The organism is Spirosoma sp. SC4-14 (assembly GCF_037201965.1).
In the GTDB taxonomy this organism is placed as follows: Bacteria; Bacteroidota; Bacteroidia; order Cytophagales; family Spirosomataceae; genus Spirosoma.
Genome location: NZ_CP147519.1, coordinates 310,041 through 329,710 on the forward strand (window position 1 = coordinate 310,041; position 19,670 = coordinate 329,710).

Annotated in this window: 14 protein-coding genes; 6 read left to right on the forward strand and 8 right to left on the reverse strand. The window is 52.5% G+C overall.

The window, feature by feature from the left end; genetic code table 11:
• Positions 1-4: 4 nt before the first annotated feature.
• From WBJ53_RS33340 to WBJ53_RS33350, 3 genes are all read right to left on the reverse strand, one after another.
• Entirely contained in the window at positions 5-634 is a 630-nt protein-coding gene (locus WBJ53_RS33340) for a recombinase family protein (protein WP_293692645.1), read from the reverse strand.
• A gap of 53 nt (positions 635-687) precedes the next feature.
• Positions 688-1,398: a plasmid pRiA4b ORF-3 family protein gene (locus WBJ53_RS33345; RefSeq protein WP_293692646.1), complete on the reverse strand. Its 711-nt coding sequence runs from the start codon at positions 1,396-1,398 to the stop codon at positions 688-690.
• A 116-nt stretch (positions 1,399-1,514) separates the two neighbouring features.
• A complete protein-coding gene (locus WBJ53_RS33350; RefSeq protein WP_338877361.1) occupies positions 1,515-2,099 on the reverse strand; it encodes a recombinase family protein in 585 nt (194 codons plus the stop codon).
• An 83-nt stretch (positions 2,100-2,182) separates the two neighbouring features.
• On the opposite strand from WBJ53_RS33350, the gene WBJ53_RS33355 reads away from it, so the two are divergent.
• The 6 genes from WBJ53_RS33355 (at position 2,183) to WBJ53_RS33380 (ending at position 10,889) form a co-directional block, all read left to right on the forward strand.
• Entirely contained in the window at positions 2,183-5,305 is a 3,123-nt protein-coding gene (locus WBJ53_RS33355; RefSeq protein WP_338877362.1) for a Tn3 family transposase, read from the forward strand.
• Positions 5,306-5,593: 288 nt separating this feature from the next.
• Entirely contained in the window at positions 5,594-6,163 is a 570-nt protein-coding gene (locus WBJ53_RS33360; RefSeq protein ID WP_338877363.1) for a hypothetical protein, read from the forward strand.
• Positions 6,164-6,167: 4 nt separating this feature from the next.
• A complete protein-coding gene (locus WBJ53_RS33365) occupies positions 6,168-8,006 on the forward strand; it encodes a hypothetical protein (RefSeq protein WP_338877364.1) in 1,839 nt (612 codons plus the stop codon).
• Between the two features lie 64 nt (positions 8,007-8,070).
• Positions 8,071-9,186 (forward strand): histidine kinase, encoded by a 1,116-nt coding sequence (locus WBJ53_RS33370; protein ID WP_338877365.1) that lies wholly within the window; start codon positions 8,071-8,073, stop codon positions 9,184-9,186.
• Positions 9,183-9,953, forward strand: coding sequence for a LytTR family DNA-binding domain-containing protein (locus tag WBJ53_RS33375; RefSeq protein ID WP_338877366.1), 771 nt, complete (start codon positions 9,183-9,185; stop codon positions 9,951-9,953). The genes WBJ53_RS33370 and WBJ53_RS33375 overlap by 4 nt, the downstream gene beginning before the upstream one ends.
• A gap of 741 nt (positions 9,954-10,694) precedes the next feature.
• On the forward strand, positions 10,695-10,889 hold the full coding sequence (locus tag WBJ53_RS33380) for a hypothetical protein (RefSeq protein ID WP_338877367.1): 195 nt from the start codon (positions 10,695-10,697) through the stop codon (positions 10,887-10,889).
• 394 nt (positions 10,890-11,283) lie between these two features.
• Here WBJ53_RS33380 and WBJ53_RS33385 read toward each other — a convergent pair whose 3' ends face one another.
• The 5 genes from WBJ53_RS33385 to WBJ53_RS33405 all read right to left on the reverse strand — a co-directional run bounded on the left by WBJ53_RS33385 (position 11,284) and on the right by WBJ53_RS33405 (position 19,652).
• Positions 11,284-13,902: a beta-L-arabinofuranosidase domain-containing protein gene (locus tag WBJ53_RS33385; protein ID WP_338877368.1), complete on the reverse strand. Its 2,619-nt coding sequence runs from the start codon at positions 13,900-13,902 to the stop codon at positions 11,284-11,286.
• 69 nt (positions 13,903-13,971) lie between these two features.
• Positions 13,972-14,967: a GRP family sugar transporter gene (locus WBJ53_RS33390; RefSeq protein WP_338877369.1), complete on the reverse strand. Its 996-nt coding sequence runs from the start codon at positions 14,965-14,967 to the stop codon at positions 13,972-13,974.
• 14 nt (positions 14,968-14,981) lie between these two features.
• A complete protein-coding gene (rbsK, locus tag WBJ53_RS33395; RefSeq protein WP_338877370.1) occupies positions 14,982-15,881 on the reverse strand; it encodes a ribokinase in 900 nt (299 codons plus the stop codon).
• A gap of 45 nt (positions 15,882-15,926) precedes the next feature.
• Positions 15,927-17,246 (reverse strand): choice-of-anchor Q domain-containing protein, encoded by a 1,320-nt coding sequence (locus WBJ53_RS33400; protein WP_338877371.1) that lies wholly within the window; start codon positions 17,244-17,246, stop codon positions 15,927-15,929.
• Between the two features lie 6 nt (positions 17,247-17,252).
• Positions 17,253-19,652, reverse strand: coding sequence for an alpha-L-rhamnosidase C-terminal domain-containing protein (locus WBJ53_RS33405; RefSeq protein ID WP_338877372.1), 2,400 nt, complete (start codon positions 19,650-19,652; stop codon positions 17,253-17,255).
• Between the last annotated feature and the right edge of the window lie 18 nt (positions 19,653-19,670).

Here is a 19,670-nt window from a genome sequence, read left to right on the forward strand (position 1 = left end):
GTAGTCAGGGTTTTAGCATTATATACTCATTGACTTTACGAACCGTATTTATCGATATATCGCACAATTTGGCCGTTTTGCGTATACTAAGCCCTGCCCGCAGGTTTCGGGCTACTGAAGTATATTTTTTCAGAAAAATCGTTTTCTCCTCCCTTGTTCCATCAGGGCGACCAATCTTCTTTCCTTGCCGTCGGGCTTCGTCCATGCCCGACAGAATGCGTTCGCGTAGCGTCTCTCGTTCCAAACGAGCGAATTCGGCCAGTAAGGTAAACAGGAACTGGGCCACGGGATTACGCTTCCCATTCCTGAGTGTCTCAATGCCAAAGTTTTGAACGTAAATGCTGACGCCCAACTGGGTTAGCTCTTCGACGACCTGCAAGACTTCAACCGTTGAGCGGCCTAACCGGGAGACTTCGCAAACCAACACTTTCTGAATAGCACCCTGACGGCTCAACAGCAATAATTCCTGAATCCCATCGCGCTCCTGGTTGGTACGCGCACCACTGACCTTCTCCGTAATCTCAGCCACTACCTGTACCGATTGACTTTGGGCAATCGCTCGTAAGTCTTTCAACTGTCGTTGGTAGTCTTGTTCCTTCTTGGATACCCGAACGAAGATGGCGGCCTGTTGCATACCCTAAAGCTACTCAACTGTATCAACTAAACCACTTGGTTATCTTGATACGGTTATGACTCGTCGGAATCATCCTCTAATTCATCGTAACAGCCCTGTGCCTCCCAAAAACCGGAGTTACCTTTAATTTGATACAGTTTTGCCAATTTTTGATTGATCGCTTTCAAGTCGAACCGTTCGGGTTGGTGAGTGAAATACCAGGCCGGCACATTATCTTCTAACGGGTTCTCGCCCGCTAGTAATCGTTCCATTAGTGTTTCTAACCAGTCATACGCCCAATACCGTTGTTCTTCAATTCGGTGAGTGTACACGGTTGGGCCTCCTGTGTCCTCAGGTGGGCAAGCTCGTTTGCCTTCTAAGCAACGTGGATGCCGATAGCGACCATCATCAGGAGTTATGGCTTCGATCCGCAGTTGATGAGCCCAACGGTCGTAATAATCATACAGGTAATGAAACGTGTCATTGGTACGTAGACCAAAATCACCCAGGCGAGTGATCTGGGGAATACCCAGAAACTGATCGCCACCGGTATAATCGATACCATACTGACGCCCAAAAATCTGAAAGTAATGCAAGTGCCAATTGTCCCATCCCATGACTAACTGGACAATATGGTGCAACTGAACCACCGTCGTATCTCCTCTGACGATGAACCGGCGATAGATTTGCGGGTTGATGCCAAGCAAATGAATTTTAAGCTGATAAAGGCACTTGTAGGGTTTGGCTGGAGCTGGTTGTGGAGTTGGGCGTTTTGTCTTTTTCATCAGGGGAAGACAGCTTTCCCTAAAGTATGAAAATCGTCGATTGACCCCAAGCTTTTTTATGCTCTCAATATATAGGTCTATAGTGCAAAACGGGGCCAAAATGAAAATAGGGCTTCTCATTTGGCTCTTTTTACAGCTCCAGGTGATTGTTGGTTAGCCCGCACATAGGCGTACAGCGTTGGCTTACTAATAGCCAGCATCTCACAAATCTTCCTGATTGATGTCTTCTTGGCCTCATAAAGCTGAACAGCCAACTGTTGCTTGTCTGCATTCAATGTTTTGGGACGTCCGCCCAACCGTCCTCGCGCCCGGGCGGCCGATAAGCCCGTCATCGTCCGCTCCTGAATCAAATTGCGCTCGAACTCAGCCAGCGCGCCAAACAGATGGAACACTAACTTACCCGTTGACGTCGATGTGTCAATCGATTCGTGTAGACTCTTCAATGCGACACCCTGGCTTTCCAGATAAGCGACCCAGTCAATGAGGTCTTTCAAGGAGCGGCCTAATCGGTCCAGCCGCCAGACGACCAAGGTGTCGCCTGACCGCAAGAGTTTTTTTACCTCGTTTAGGCCTGATCGTTCGGCCACTGTGCTACTGATTTTGTCGGTCAGTATCCTTTCACAGCCCGCAGCACGTAGCAAATCCTCCTGGGCATCCAATACTTGATCGTGAGTCGAGACGCGGGCGTAGCCAATGAACATAGTGGTAAGAAAACTTGATAGGTTGTCAAGTTACTTGACGTTGATTTCTTAACCAAGTTTATTGCCTATTTTGAGGCCTATCGATGCCCGCTGCTCCCCTGATGGCCATTGGGCAAGAAAACCCTCCTTTTCTTTACTACCCCATGAGCCGAATCAAGATTCTGCAACCCCAGGAGATACGTCGTTTCGATGAGCCACCGCAATTTAGTGATCGGCAGCGAAGCCAGTTCTTTCACCTGCCAACCGGGCTTGAGCAGGCTGTGCCCCAGCTACGCAAACCCATCACCAAAGTCGGCTTCATCTTACAATGGGGGTATTTCCGGGTCAGTGGCCGCTTTTTTGCAACGCACCTGTTTCGCACGGAAGACCTTCAATACATCTGTGACCGACTACAGATCGAATGGCCCTCCTTGCTGCTGGATGCCCAGAGTTACTCCTCTCAATTGGCGGGCGTACACCAGCGGCATATTCTCAAATTACTGGGCTGGCAAGCTTTCGGACAGGGACGGGAACGACTCCTTCAACAAATCGCTCATCTGGTTGAGCAACCCCTCATGCCCCGCAAAGTGCTCCATGAGAGCAGGGCCTTCCTGGTACGCCAGCAAATTGAAGTACCTTCCTATGACGTATTTCAGCGCCTGATTACCACCGCTTATCGACTGAGTGATGGTAGGCGCATGAGTCGACTCAATCAAGTACTCACACCCCCCCACCGGACGTTGCTGGATGAACTACTCCAAAACGAAAAGCCCTTTGATGAACTTCCCTTACTGGCCTACAAAAAGATATCGCAGAGCGAACGTCCCAGTGAGATTAAAGCATCGCTTGTCCTGTTCGATTCACTCAGTCATTATTTTGACACCATTCAGCCAATTGCCCAGTCGCTCAGATTGAGCGACTCTGCCATCAGTTATTATGCCTACAAGGTACGACAGCTCCGAAATGTACAGTTAAAAAGTCACCGGGAACGCCACCTATATCTGATTTGTCTGGTTATTCATCAATATCGAGTATGGCAGGACACCTTCGTCGATATTTTGCTGTCGAGTGTGCGGGCGGCTCAGAATGCCACCAACAAAACGCGGCAACAGCTGTATTTTGCTTCCAATCGCCAGCGAAAAGCCGCCACCTTGTTGGCCTTGGAATCGAGGGCCGATTATCGGATGCAGGTAGAAGCGATCCGGTTAATCACCCGTCAGTCAGTGGATGATGCGGATAAACTACGCGCCATCGAAGACATTTTAGCCGCTGATCTCACCCTAACGACGGATCAGGAACAGTTAGTCAGCCAGTTGGCCGGTGAAACCAATCGGTCTGATGATGAAGACTTTCGGCGGCTGTTTGCCGGGCGGTTTTTATGGCTTAACCTGCGGGTTGGTGCGTTGTTAACCCGGCTCCGCTTTAATGCCCAGACCAGCGAAAAGCCTCTGTTAGACGCGGTACTGGCCTACCAACAGAGCAAAGGGGGGCTAACTGAACCGGCGGATGAACTAAGCTGGCTGACGGAGTCCGAACGGAAAGCCTTATACGGAATCGATAGTCAGGGCAATCCCGTCTTCCAAAAACAGCTCTATAAAGTACTGCTCTTTGAAGCTGTTGCGGAAGGACTCAAGAGCGGACGGCTAAACTTACTTCACTCGTACCGCTACCGATCGCTGGAAGAGTACCTGATTGACAAGGCAACCTACGAGGCGAATCGGAATGAATTACTACGAGACTGCGGACTGACACCATTTGCCGATATCAAGGCCTTGTTAGCCAAACTTAAAACTGAGTTAGATGCACAGTATCAACAAACCAACACCCGTTCCATAGCGGGACAAAATGACCACCTGACGTTCAATGCCCTCAAAAAGCCAATTGTTGATACACCGAAAGTCCATGAAACCGACACTTCCGTAGTGAGTCCTTACTTTGCCCCGGTGCGGTATATTTCGGTACTGGATTTACTGGCGGAGGTCGAACGGAGTGCGCCGTTTCTGAGTCAGATTGAGCATTTAGGTGGAAAATATGCTAAAACCAGGCCAAGTGCCGAAACGTTTTTTGCGGCTATCGTCGCGCTGGGTTGTAATATCGGGATTGATAAAATGGCCAATATCAGCAAAGGCGTTAAACGCTCAACACTCCAGCTAACAGCGGATCTCTACTTGACGGCTGACAGCCTTAAGCAGGCCAATAATCAGTTAGTCACCTTCAAAAATCAATTGGCCTTACCTGAACTGCACCGCCAAAATGCCGATGGTCTGCACACCAGTAGTGATGGTCAGAAATTTTTAGTGACGGAGGAGTCCTTGAATGCGGATTACTCCTATAAATATCCGGGCTTTGATAAGGCATCGGCGGTGAACACAGCCATTGACGAACGATTTGCGTTGTTTCATAGCTTAGTTATCAGTGCTTCCGAGCGGGAGGCTCCGTATGTGATTGACATCCATCTGAATAACCCCGCCATTCGCAGCACGATCCACTCTACCGATACGGGTGGGTATTCAGAAGTTATTTTTGGGGTGATGAACTTGCTGGACATATTATTCGCACCACGCATCAAAGATGTTGGTAGTCAGCAGATTTATACGATGAATACCCGGCGTGAGTATGCTCAGCGGAACTACCCGCTGTTGCCGGATAGCCGGATTGATACCGACCTGATCATCGCTCAGTGGGAGGATATTTTACGGGTAATGGTCACGCTAAAATCAGGCAAGACGACTGCCTACCGCATCTTTAAACGACTAAGTTCCTACGCCCGACAGAATCCTCTCCACCAGGCGTTGAAGGAATATGGCAAAATTATCAAGTCAGGTTTTATCTTACGCTACTTCGATGATCTGGTTCTTCGACAGGCCATTGAAAAGCAATTGAGCCGGATTGAATTGGTCAATCGGTTCAGCAAAGCGGTATTCTTTGGGAATAACCAGGAGTTTTCGGTTGGGCTAAAAGAGGATCAGGAAAAGATTGTTCATGCCCGGCGACTGATTCAGAACGCGATCATCGTCTGGAATTATCTATATCTATCGCAGCTCATGAGTCAGTTGACCAAGCAGCGTGAAATCGATGCCTTGGTTGATGCCATCCGGCAAGGTACGGCTGTGGTCTGGCAACATGTCAATTTGCAAGGGGAGTATGATTTCAATAAACTGCTCAAAAACAAAGCATCCCGCTTCAATCTGAAGGCTATATTCAATCTAAAGGTCCCGCATAGATAGCTAATTCTGTTTGGCTCGGTCTATCTCATAGTCCAGTATCATCGTCTAATCTCGGCGGCAACGACATAGCAGGAAAGATAGGCGATTCGATTCCGGCTGGTAGCCAACCGGTTTTGAGCCCAGCCGACTAAAGGGCGTGTCTGACCCGCGAAATGACAAGTTCAGCCAGTTTTTTTTGAGCGAACAGACGGATAATTAGAAGTTTGGGGTAGCAGACCAGTCAGCCGACTAACCGGCTTCGCCGTACGAAAACCGTAGATTGGCTGATACAGTCTGGTAACTTCCAAAATGATGAATCAACACGATACGGCCGACCGTCAGGTAATTCCGGCCCAGTTCATCAGCTTCCTGCTGGCCGGTGTTATCGGGCTGCTAGGGGATGCCCTGCTGAACCGACCTGCCACCACCATCGCCTTCAAGTTTGCCGACGCTATCTTCATCACCGGCTGCATTCTGGTGGCTATGAAATTAGCTCGCAAAGGGTGGGATTTGCCCGCAGCCGGGTACACTGTGCTCTCCATCGCGTGGGGCGGCTTCTTTCTGGCCAAAGATTTTGCCAGCCAAGAGATGGGACGCGACATCGCCGGGTCGGTATTCTACTTTCTGTTGCCCTCGCTTATTCTGATTGCGCTTTATAGGCCGTTTCCGCTCTGGATCAAACTCCTAACGCTGGCGGCTATGCTGCCTTCTCTGTTGCAGCTTATAGTATTGAAAACGGATACACTGTCGGACTACGAGAACCTGATTCGAAAGCTGGGATTTACGCTGATTCACCTAATTAGCCTGGTCTGGGGTAGTTTTTTCTACTGGCAATACCAGCGCGACGTAACTCGGTCGACCACAACCAATAAATCCTAACGAAATGAATATCTACCTTATGCTGGTTGGCGGACTGTTGCTGGCCCTCGAAACCGTGGCGCAGCCGGTGGCTCCCAACTCGCGGCAGCAGAGCCGCCCGAAGTCAGTTATGCTCATGAACCGAATCGCGCCGTCCGTCTCGGAACTGTACGTGGCCAATGCCGACGGATCCGGCGAACACAAGCTACTGACAACCAATACGTTCGATTACCACGGCTCGTTCTCCTTCGACGGCCGCTGGATTGTGTTTACCTCGGAACGGGCAGGCGATGGGCAGGCCGATATTTACCGCGTTCACCCCGACGGGTCGGGTCTCGAACAACTGACCGACAGCCCTGCCCTGGATGATCAGGCGGTCCTCTCACCCGACGGGACACAACTGGCTTTTATGTCGACCCGCGACCGATTTACGGCCAATATCTGGCTGCTGAACCTAAAAACCCGTCAACTTCGCAACCTGACGGCCTCACTGATGGGCGACAAAAACAAACCCAATGGCTACTTCCGGCCGTCGTGGTCGCCTGATGGGCAGTGGCTGGCGTTTGCCTCCGACCGCACCACCGACTGGAAAGGACACAGCGACGGCAAAGGCTGGGAGCACGTGCAGGAGTTGCGTATCTACGTCATGAAACCCGACGGCACGGGCCTGCGTAAACTCTCGCGCGACAGCGTCTGTTCGGGTTCACCGAAGTGGTCGCCCGATGGCAGACGCGTGATTTTTTACGAATTACCCGTCGAAGGGACCTGGGCAGCCCGTGGCTCCGGGGCGGCTCGGGCCACCTCGCAGATTATATCGGTAGACCTCAAGACGGGTGAGCGGCAGGTGCATACCAGCGGCCCCGGCCTGAAACTGCTGCCCCAGTATGTCGCCCCTGCCACCATCGGCTACTTGGCCAAAGCGGGGCCCAATGAAGGGCTTGGCTACACCAACGGAACCGTTGTGAAAGCAAAGCTGCGTTCGCCCAACTGGTCGCCCGATGGTAAGGTGGTGGTCTACGAAAAACAGGACTGGACGCCACGCCCGCAGAACAAACTGCTCTACAGTTGGGACCCCATCCACGAGTACCGCTACACCGACGTATTTCCCAGTTTCTCCAAAGACGGCAAACTGTTACTGACCGAGAAAAACGACAACTCGTCCATCGCTATCCTGGACGCCGATGGCTCGAACCGGAAGCGGATTTTCGACGCCAAAGGCGGGGGAGCTGCCTTCTCGCCGGGCTGGTCGCCCGATGGGCAGCGAGTGGTGTTTGGCTTCGGTGGATTTCTGAAAAGTCGGGAAACCCGGGCCGCCAAACTAATGGTGGTCAAGCGGGACGGGACGGGCCTGATGGATCTCACCGATGGGACGCCCAATGCCGGCTTTCCGAGCTGGTCGCCCGACGGCAAACACGTTGTGTACCGGGTCTGGGGCGACAACCAGCACGGATTACGCATTCTGAATCTCGACGACCGCTCAGTGCAGGTACTGACTGCCGAGTTTGACAATGTACCCTACTACTCGCCCGACGGGAGCCGCATTCTCTTCACGCGCCAGCACGAGAATAACAACTTCGACGTGTTTACGATCCATCCCGACGGCACGGGGCTGGTCCGGCTGACCACCGCCCCCACCAACGATGCTCATGCCGTCTGGACCGACGACGGCAAACATATTCTGTGGAGTAGTGGCGAATACGGATTCAAGGAAGAAGCCGCCCTCAGCGACAACACGTTTCAACCCTACGGGGTGGTCTGGATCATGAACGCGGACGGCACGGGTAAACGACCGCTGACCGATAGCCTTTGGGAAGATTCCATGCCCTGCTACGTCCCTCAGCAAACAGCCCAATCGTCCCGGTGAGCAAGGGCTACGAACTAGTGCACAGCCGACCAACCGTTCAGGGGATGTCGTACCTTTATGGGCCATGAGCCTCTTAAGCGATAACCATCTGACTCTCCGACAGAAAATCAGGCTGGCCCTGAGCATCGCCCTCATTTACTGGCCCATTCGGGTGTACGTCAACATCAGCCCCCTGAGTTGGGCCGTGGTTGGGCATAACTGGCCGTTTTTCTTAGCAGAGGGCCTGCTGATCATCGGGCTTTTGCTGGGCTGGGTATGGCTGATGGATGAACTCCAGGAGCGCCTTACCAACCGGCTGGCACAAACCGACACGGGTGAGCTGCGGCTGACGACGCAACTTGTTACGCTGCTGGTGGCTATCTGGCTGGCCCTGCTGGCCAATAAGCTGTTTGGGCAACTGCGGCAGTTTTCGGAGCAGCGGCTGGAACATGGGTTTTCAACGACAGGCTGGGTGCGCGACGACCCCTTCGACACCCGGCCCGACAACCGGGGGCAGCGTCGTCGAATGAACAACGGGCTAACGGTCCTGGCGCTGCTGGCCGCCTTCTACCTGACAGCCAACAGACGCTCGACCCGGCGCATCCATCAGTTGCAGATTCAGGCTGAACGCCAGGAGAAAGAGACCGTACGGGCGCAGTTCGATGCGCTGAAAAATCAGGTAAACCCGCATTTTCTCTTCAACAGTCTCAGTATTCTCTCGTCGCTGGTCGATACCGAGCCCCGACTAGCGGGCGATTTCATCAATCAACTGGCCAAAGCGTATCGGTATATTCTGGAGCAGCAGGACAACGAGCAGGTAAGCCTGGGCACGGAACTGGACTTCATCGAAGCCTATGCGTTTCTGCTCTCACTGCGGTTTGAGGATAAGCTGTTTGTTGTCATCGACGTGCCTCCTGCCGCCCGCAACCGCAACCAGATTGCCCCACTTTCGCTGCAACTGCTGGTCGAAAACACGGTGAAACACAACCAGTTGTCGGAAGAGGAGCCACTCCGGGTCTATATCGAACTGGCTGGCGATTATCTTCAGGTACGCAATGCCCTACAGCCCCGATCAGACCAGGGCGTATCGACAGGTATCGGCCTGCGTAACATCACCAACCGCTACAGCCTGCTGACTCCCCGGCCCGTCTGGGTGGGGGAAGTAGATGGGTACTTTGTCGTTAAACTGCCGCTGCTATGAACGTGGTTATTATTGAGGACGAAAAACGAACGGCCCAGCGACTGGAAAGCTTGCTGCTTCAGTACGACCCGACCATCCGGGTGCTGGCCAAACTCCCTTCAGTCGCTAAATCACTGGCCTGGTTTGCCAATCCGACTCCGGCGGAACCGGATCTGCTGTTTCTCGACATCCACCTCGATGATGGATCGGGTTTCCAGTTTCTCGAACAGGCTGGGCTGACGCTGCCCATTATTTTCACGACGGCTTATGACCAGTATGCCCTTCAAGCGTTCCGAACCAACAGCATCGATTACCTGCTCAAACCTATCAGTGCGGCCGAACTGGCGAGGGCCATCGACAAGTTCAACCGCCTGTGGGCATTACCCCAACGCGCCCTGATGCCCGACCTAACCGCGTTGATGCAGACCATGAAACAGACGCACTCCTCCTATAAAGACCGGTTTATGGTCACCATCGGCACCAAAAGCCGCAGCCTGCCCATCGGTGAGATTGCCTACTTCTTCTACGAAAACAAAGCTACCTGGCTGACCACTCGCGAGGGGCAGCCTATCAGCATCGACTACAGCCTTGACAAGCTGGATATCCTACTCGACCCCCGGCAGTTTTTTCGCGTCAACCGGGCCTTTCTGGTCAGCCTAGACGCGATTCAAACTGTTCACACCTATTCGGGCAGTAAACTCAAGGTAACCCTTCATCCCCCGGCCCGGCAGGACGTACTCGTCAGTGGCGAACGAGTGGCTGCCTTCAAAATATGGTTGGGCAAATAAGCGCATAAATCGCAAAACCAGTACTCCATCAAATCGTCAAGCTAAAGTGGGACCAGTCAACAGGGGCAGGTGTCCAGATCTCCACACCGCTATTTTCATTTTGGCCCCGTTTTGCACTACAGACTTACTACTTCAAAATAAAATCAGATAAAAAGAGCTTTTTGTAATTAGAAATTTCTAATTACAAAAAGCTTCCCTAATAGTTCTTGAACAAAAAAGTCGTATTGCTTCCGATAAAACCACGATTGCCATATGGGAGTGAAATGACAAGTATGCTGTGTTATTGGTACCGCAGCTCAATTAAAGACCAGTCGTCAATTAAGTACCCTTACCTTAAATTACAAAAACTCTACCCATACAAATAAAGTTGAACTTAGAAATACAACCTTAAAATGGAAACCGAAAAAGTCCCTATAAATCAGCCTACTAAGCCATCACCTACTGAAATCACTAATCCACCTCGGCCCAAACGACTACGGATAAAAAAAGAACGGATTCATTCAAATACCTACGGTGTGAACTTGAAGTTGGGTTATTCTAATAATGTTATTCTCAAACGTTTACAGTCATAACACAAGCCATGTTATATTAAAAATGGATTCTTACTTAATCAAAGATCTTATTCCTATAAGCATTGACATTGGGACAGATGGGACTGTTGATAGTTACTATAGACTACCAACTCCCATGGTGTGGATTTTTCGAATTCCTCACCCAGATGACGTAGAGACTTACACTCAAGTGGAGACGATTGTAACGAAAGTAGCCGTAAGCCTCATACCGGCGTCTGCCGAAAAAAAGGCTACAGCATGGGTGGCTCCCCTGAATGAAGACGACGAACCCGATATTAACGGGGCTTTAGCCTTTGAGGGAGTCAATTCGTATGAGAGGGTATTAGTCAAATTAGGATTTACTCCTGCTTTGCCAGCTAACTAACAAGTTAGCTACACATATATTAATATTAATCAAAGGGAGGTTTTCGTGAACGATTTTTGCCGTTGAATAACCTTACTACAAATGATTCATTGACTACGAGTTATGACCTGAATCAGTACAATTAATTAACGTTTTTCTGAACAATTATTACGGGAAATAGCCTTAGTCAAAAGCGTTTACTAACAATAATGGTCAGAGAAAGCAGTGGATCAGCTTGTACTGATATAAAATAAGTGTCACTAAATAGAAAGCTTAGCAACTTAACCAGGAGCTTAGGATGAGCGTTTCGAGTTACTCTTTGGAAAATGAAGCTGCACAATAGTGTATCGAGTGTATTATTTTAAAACTGGTGCCTGTCAAATTGCAGGCACCAGTAAAACCAACCTAAAATAAATTATTCGTTCTTGCGCTTGAGCCATACGGCCAAGTCTCCCCCTGTTTGACCGGCCTCGGCAAACGGAACCAGCTTCAGGGTAACTGGCTTTCCAGCTACCTTACCAGCTACGCCGTACACCTGCGATCCTACCCATCCCTTCGGCAGGATCGTGGCTGGCAGCGGCTTGGTGGTTGTCTCCACCAGGCTTACCGCCTGTAAGTCCGACAACTCTGGATTCAATGCCTGATCGAGAGCTAACACTTGTGGTCCCTGTTTGAATGCAATCCGCCCCGGATAACTGCCCCCACCGTCTAATACCTGCGGATTAAGGTCAAACGAGATGTCAACCGTCGTGTTGGCATCCCAGGACTTATCGATGTTTAAATACTCACCCTGTACACCTGTCCAGCTTTGCCCCTGTGTAGTTACCTGAAACGAACGACTCCAGGCAGGAACATGTAATGCGAGTCGAAACGGGGCCCGTTGTAGAGGGCTGATCGTCAGTTTAACCCGGCCATCTGCCGGAAAGCTCGTAGCTATAGTTAGTTGAACGGGGACTAATTTTCCGTCGCTGGAACGGACACTGTCCTGCACGGATCCGGCTGCATACAGATTGACAGCCAGACCGTTCGTTTGACTACGTGTATACGCCAGTTCGGGAATGATAGCAAAACCACGGGGTATGCTCGCCAGGCAGCAATGGGCCGTAATGGTACAGCGATAGGGTTTGCGGCCCATCAGCGCCGTATAGTAGCTTACGCAACCCGTCTGCGGATTTTCGGCGGCAAAGAGGTGGTTGAAAATGGACTTCTCCATCTCGTCAACGTATTTAGCCTCGCCCGTCAGGCCGTACAGTGCCTGACTTAATTGTAGCCAGGTCGTAGTGACGCAGCCTTCCCCCATGCTGTCTTTGTTGTCTGCCGGCAAATCGCCATCAGGCTGGAAATGCTCGTGGGCACTGGCAGTCCCCGTAATGTACAGTTTATGGCTGGCGATGTCCTGCCAGGCCGTCTGAGCCGCTTTCAATAAGGAAGGCTCGCCCGTCAGTTGATACAGCTTGACTACGCCAATCAGGTTCGACATCATCTCGTACGCTTTCGCATTGGCTGTTTTATCAACTTTGCCGACCGTATTGAGCGTCGTAATAATCTTAGGGCCTTTTGGGCTATCGTAAGCCTGAATGATGTAGTGACAGAAATCAAGGTAGCGTTTGTCGCCGGTGTATCGGTAGAGTTCGGTCATGGGCTCGAGTACTGACGCCGACGCCATGCCGACGTGATCGCCGGTTTCAACGATGTTTAGCTGACCAGGACCGGTGCCAAATGTTTTGATCAGCAGACCACCAATACGTCGGCTGGCTTCAAGAGCGGGTGAGTAGCCGGTGGCTGCGTAGTAGCTTAGCAAGCCCAGCAAATCATATTTATGCGCCCATACATCCCAGGCTTTCCAGTACTGGTCAGGCGAATACGTTCCCAGGTAGCCGTTCGGTAACTGAGTTCCGATCAATACGTCCACGATGCGGTCCATCTGCGTTTTGAGCTGCGGGTTTTTCGAGTAACGCCAGACCCGGCTGGCGGCATGCAGGTACTTGCCGGGGTATTCACCCACCCAGGTCTGAGTACCCGGTCGGTTATAGAAGCCCTCCAGAATGCCCTGTTCGTCGATGTTTAGCAGACGTTGCGTAAGATTGGCATTGAGCCGCTGTTGGAGAAAGCCCTCAAACCGAATATGTTCGAGCGGAAAAGCGGTAACCTTGTCGGGTACCTGCTGGACCACGACAGGGTAGGTCAGGTGCTCGTGGGTTCGGGCCTCTCCCTGGTAGCCAATCAACGTGCTATAGCGAAGGGTATCGCGTAAGCCAGGTACTACAAATACGTAGCTGGCCAGATACGAGCCGCTTCCGGGTATTGGAACCGAATAGCGATACGCCACCGAGTGATTTCCATCCAGCGTCAGTGGCATTGTCTGGTCAAAAACTACGGCCTTGGTGCTAACCTTTGTCACCGTGGTTCGGATTGAGCCTGGCAGCGGTTGACAGGGAATCTTAGGCTGAAACTGTACCGCCCTGGCCAGCGTTTGTGAAACCTGGCCGGTAATTAGCGAGGGCATCTCCGAAGAGATTAAGTTATACAACGTGGCTAGTCTGGGAGCACCTCCTAATTCAAAAGGCCCCCGCACCAAGCCGCCATTGCCGAACACATCTTCTACGCGGACAGCAATGACATTGTCAGCGTCCCAATGAACCAGTTCATCGGGAATGATGTATTCGCGGTTTGCATCCCAGCCCGAGGTTTGGCCTACTTGGCGGCCATTGATATACGTTTGGTCATTATCGTCTATTCGGCCAAGCGCCAGTCGTAACCCCGACAGCAAAGGGGCCTGTTTTCGCAACGAAGAAGGGATAACGATGTGCAGTCGGTACCAGACTACGCCATTGTAGTCAGGCAATCCCTGCTCCTCCCAAGCCTTACCGACCTGAATAGACTTCCAGGATTGATCCAAATAAGTAGGGCGGGAAAAGTCGACATTGTCAGCGGATTCATACCGCCACCCCTTAGTCAGATTAAGAGCCGGTTGGCTGTAACTAATTCCAATTGTAAGCAGCTGGCTGAAAGCAAACAGAGCTAAGCGATTCATACGATTCGATAATTTTTAGATTTGAGAGTTGAGCAGGCATACTTTACCGACAAGCGGCCTTAAAAACGGCTACCGGGCCGCAATGATCAGCCCGAGTCCAACTACGTAAAAACCCAGCATGAGCCGCAGCAACGTCTGCGTGGACGAGGGAGCCCCCTTGAACTCGTTCCAGACGTAGATTCCCCAGATGGCAGCAATGACCGTTGCCCCCTGACCAAGCCCGTAGGAAATGGCGGGTCCAGCCTTATCCGAGGCCAGGATATTGAATGACATGCCAATGCACCAGATGATACCGCCAAGAATACCCATGACGTGGTTAGTCCGGTTTCCTTTCCAGTACTGACCGTACGAAACAGGCGCTCCGACGAACGGGCGGTACATCAGCAGCGTATTAAACACCAGGTTGCTGGCTAGAATACCCAGCGAGAAAAGAAGGACGGCCGAATAGGGACTTAATTTCCCTGGTTGAGGTTGCGCGAAGTCCGGGAACATCGCCTGAGCCACGTACTTATAGAAGAGACCCATCATAGCCCCACTGACGACGGCCAGCAGCAACCCTTTCCCAGAAACGCCCTGTCGATAAGCCGACGCCTGTCGATAAGCGGTGGCGTTTAGAACGATGGCGATAACAATGAAGCCTACGCCGGAGAAGAGCAAGGTCGATTGACCTACGGGTTGGTCAATATAATTGACGACAACCCCAATAACCAGGGCCAGGCCGATCCCTACCGGAAAGGCTACCGACATGCCCGCAATGGAGATGGCTGCACCCAGCAGAATATTGGCTGCGTTGAAGATAACACCTCCAAGATAAGCGGAACCTATATTCGTTATCGACGCTTGCTGTAGATCGGGCCAAAAGCTTCGTCCCTGCGATCCAAGGCTGCCCAAGGTAAGAGCAAACACTGTAGCAAGTAGGACAATGCCCAGGACGTAATCCCAATAAAACAGTTCGAACCACCAGTTGGCAGCAGCCAGCTTTTGCGTGTTCGCCCACGAACCCCAGCAAACCATCGTAATCAGGCAAAAAATAACGGCAATGGAGTAACTTTCAATAATAAACATAGCAGACGTACTGGTTAGAGTTCAGATCGTTTAGGCATGGATGCCTGGGCCCCCATACGGGTAACTGAAATAGAAGCAGCCTGACAGGCAAACCCAACCGCTTCGGCTAGTGGTTGCCCCTCGGCAATGGCTACGGTCAACGCTCCGTTGAAGCAATCGCCCGCAGCCGTTGTATCAACTGCTTTCACTGGCTGAGCAGCAATTAGCTGCGTATGCCCCGGCTCCGAGAGCAAAGCCCCTTTCGCCCCCAAGGTTATGATGACCGTCTGGACACCTCGTTCGTGCAATCGGGTCGCGGCTAACCGGGCGGAGGCTTCGTCGGTAACTGGGATGCCCGTGAGCTGTTCAGCCTCGGTTTCATTCGGGCTAATGACGAACAACGATGCCAGCAGTTCATCGGGTAGGATCTGGGCCGGAGCCGGATTTAAAATAACGCGGCCGCCCCGCTCGGATACCCGCCGGGCTACGTACGCTACGGTGGCAATGGGCGTTTCCAACTGAGTCAGAACTAGGCTTGCTGGATCAATCTGATCGAGTGCCGACTCAAGGTCAGCTGGCTCCAAATGCGCATTAGCTCCAGAAGCAACGGTGATGGCGTTTTCACCCTGGGTATCGACAGTAATCAACGCAACGCCTGAGGGATGTTCCGGGTCCTGCAAAATGAAACGGGTGTCGATGCCCTCCTGATGAAACCCGCCGATGGCCTGCTGGCCAAATACATCCGTGCCTACTTTGGTTACGAACGTAACCTGACCACCTAAGCGGGCGGCCGCAACGGCCTGATTAGCTCCTTTGCCGCCCGGATTCATCAGAAATGTTCCGCCGATTATCGTTTCGCCGGGAGCCGGTAAACGAGATGTTTTGATGACCATATCGGTATTCGATGAACCAATGACAAGGATAGGAGCAGACATAGATTGTTTTTGAGCCAATGTTGATTTTAGTAATAAACTTTTGTTTTAGGGTTGGATGGGTGCCAGTTCAAAAGCACCAATGTCAACGGTCCTGCCAACGGGTAGCGGGCGCTGGTCAAAATCCAGGACATACTTCAATAGCAGTCCGGCATCAATAGCGGGGCTATGGGCCCGCAACCGATAATTACCTGACTGGCCGTCTATAAAGCAGGGGTCGGCTATCCGCTCACCTTTGCCTAATGCTTGTCCGACGGGGTCCTTGCCATCTGTGGCGTAGTACAGATTATGCTCGTGCAGTTGGTTGAAATTTCGGGCTTCGTAAGCCCCACCCGCAAAGGCTTGTACGTTATTAGCGACTTCGATGATGTTATTGCGAATCCGGAAGCCATTGTTCTTGAACGTAAAGACGACGTTCACGCCTGAGTTAGCGGGCTTCGTACGGATGATCGTGTTGTTATCGACGTCGCAGCTATCACCCTCCCAGAAGAAGATAAACTGCTGAAAATCGTTGCTGACATTGTAGGATACCATTATATGCCGCCCCGAGTTGGTTACCTCCATAAACCCTTCATTGCCCTCACTGTAGTTATGATGGATGGCAACGGAATGAATCGGCCCTCCGTAATAGCGACTGTCTAACTCGATAAACCCACCGTCGGCCCCAAAAGCACCGCCCAACACCTTGTAATTGCGACACGTATTGTAGGAAACCTCATTGTAAGCGTTGGCAATGACAACCGCTACCGGTCCCCAGAACGGCTTCCAGACAAACCGGTTGCAGTCCCGGAAGCTGTTCTTGGTAATTTGATTATATTGACCATTGCAGTATACGCCAAATGGACAATCGCGGAACGAACACCGGCGAACGGTCAGGTGATGCGCATCGGAACGCTGATAAATGGCCCCTACGAGTAAGACTTGCTTGTCAATACGGGTTCGCAGGCCTTCGTCTTTCCAGTAGGTATCCGGTTTTTCCTGATACGTGCAGGCGGCTGTGTTAGCAAACGAAAGCCCCTCGATGACTACGTGAGAGGCCCGTACCTGAATCACGTTTCCGTTGAGGTGGCCGTAGTCAGGGTTTGAGAAGTATGGGGATGCTCCGCGCCCATACGATCCGATGTAAATCGGTTGTTGCATGGTTCCTTCCCCATTTACCACAAAACCACCCCTAAAACGCGAGCCTCGTGCGAACAAAACGGAATCGCCTGGCCTAAACGGGAGCGACGCCAGTCGGGAAAGTGTTTTCCAGGGTTTGTCGTTGGTCCCCTTGTTACGATCCGATCCGGTCTGGCTGTTGATATAGTAGGTTTTGGCCCAAACCAGTTGGACAACGAGCAAGCAGGCCATAGTGGCTAGCGTCTTCATGGGCTTCTAGTAGAGCGTTAGTGATTGATTCCCCGCCTTGAGCGGTTTTTCCTGCCCTTTCCACACAAACCGCCCTGTTACACCGGTGGGAAGGCTGATCTGAGCCGTTAGTTTCCCGGTCGGCGTTACCACGTAGCGGACGCTGATCTCGCCGTTGGGGTGGGGTACTTGTCCGGCGGCTTGTCTGAGCGAACCCAGATGCGGGCTGATGACCACCTTCGCAAAACCGGGTGCGTCAGCATCAATGCCGAGTACGATCCGGTACAGGTCAATATTTGGGCTGGCGCCCCAGGCATGGCAATCCGAGCGCGACGGTTCTGGTTGTTCGGCCCAGGTGGTCAGGCCCAGCTTAATCTGGTTACGCCATTCGCGAAGCAAGTTCAGGTACTCATCCCCCAAACCGGCCTTAAGAACCGCCTGGTGCAGGTAGTACTTAAAATAGATGGTGGCCTGCGTCAGGCTGGTGTCCGTAAGGACTCGCTGCATGAGCTGACGCGCGGCCGGGCCATCGACAACGCCCCCGAGTACGGCCAGAATATTCGCGTGCTGGGAGAACTGCTGCTTATCGGGTGTATCGGCAAAGAGTTGCCGTTTCTCATCCCAGTACGCCCTTTTAATGGCCTGCCGCAACGTCTGGATGTCTGCGGTGTACTGCCTGGCAAAATCAGGTAATCCAACGGTTTGCTCTAACGCTAAGGCCGACTGGTAGGCCAAAAGCCGCTGTAAATCCAGCAGGGCCGACTGGCCACTCGACGATGTTGGGCTGACGCCCGCTCGCCAGCCGGGCGCTTCGGCCCAGTCGGTGAAGTTCCAGTAGGGTACGTTAGCCAGTAGCCCGGAAGGCGTTTGGTGAGTCTCGAAGAAATGAAGGATGGCCCGGCTGACGGGCAACTGATCGCGGACGAAGGCCCGGTCGCCCCGGTACGTCAGGTAATCGTTGACCATGGCAATCCACCACAGCGAGAACGGGGGGATGTATTGGGGCATCTGAGTCGGGTACCGGCTCTGGGTGAGCCCGGCAAGCCCGTGCGACATACGGAGCTGGATGATGGCGTTCCGCATCAGCCGGTCGTCGCCACTGTTAAACAGCGAAACCAGCGCCTGAATCCGCGTATCGCCGATATACTGCATTTGCTCGTAGTACGGGCAGTCGATATACGTTTCGTGGGCGCAGAGTCGGGCCGTTCGCCAGCCAATGTCCAGAATCTGGTTCAGGTCGGGCGCTCCTTCCGCTGAGAACGTCGCCTTCCTGATGAAGGGGTAGCCGGTGTATATGCCGGATAGGTCATCTACAACCAGGGGCGCATCTTTGGTTTCTACTGATAGCTCCAGATACCGATACGTCCGCCACCAGAGTGATGTAAACGTACGGTGGCTACCCCCATCGCTGATGACCGTATCGGCATAGCCGACAAACCGTTTACCGTCGATGTCGTTGCGGTTGCCTTTATTGGGAACCCTACCGGCTTTGTTGCCATCGGCCGTGTTCAGGGCTTCAGCCTGCCGGAGTGAAATCACCGCACCCGCTCCTCCGCTGATGGTAAGCGTGGTGTAAGCCGTCGTTTCGAAGCCCTGATCCAGAATCAGTCGGCCTTTGGTATGGGCCGGAATAGTAAGGGCCACCGCTTGCTGCGGAAAGCCAGCCGGTATGGTCAGGCCTTCCACGTTTCGGACGCTACTCAGCCGCTCGGGTCGAAGTTCCATGGCCGGAATCGTTCGGGGCGTCAGTTCCCACTGCTCGTACCAGGGCTCAAAGAGGCCACCGACCAGACCCGGCCCCAGCGCAATGGCTGGCTTCCAGGCCCTGTCGTCGAAATCGGTGGTTTCCCAGCCCCAGGGGTACTGACCAGCCTCGATGTGTTCGCCCGGACCAACCACCAGAAACCCGCTGAACCGGGGGATAATGGTCGAATAAGCCGGATTACGGATGCCTTTCCAGGCTGGGCTGGTGTCGAGAATCCGTTCTCGCTCCGAATTACCCTGTAGAATAAAACCGGTGCGCAGTGAGGTTTGAGCTGCCGGTCCCTGCCGCCCAAAGTTCCAGACCACAGCCGCCACCGTATTGGTACCCTCTTTCAGAAAAGGAGCCAGGTCAATCGTTTCAAACACCCAGTGGTGTATGTCGCCCCGCGCCGGACCCAGGCTGGCCAACTGCCCATTGACAAACAGTTTGTAGCGATTATCGCCCGATACGTGCACCACGAACGAATTGGGTTTGCCTGTCAGGTTGATCTGTTTGCGAAAATGATACACGCCATATTCCTGGGCGGGCTCACCCGCTACGGCAATCCACTTGGCTGACCAGGGCTTTTGACGTAACTCAGCGGGCAAGGTTGAATTCGGTATCTGAGCAATGGCAACTGCCTGAACCCAAACAAACAAGGTGATTAACACATGCTTTCTCATCGAACGGTAGAGGACAAC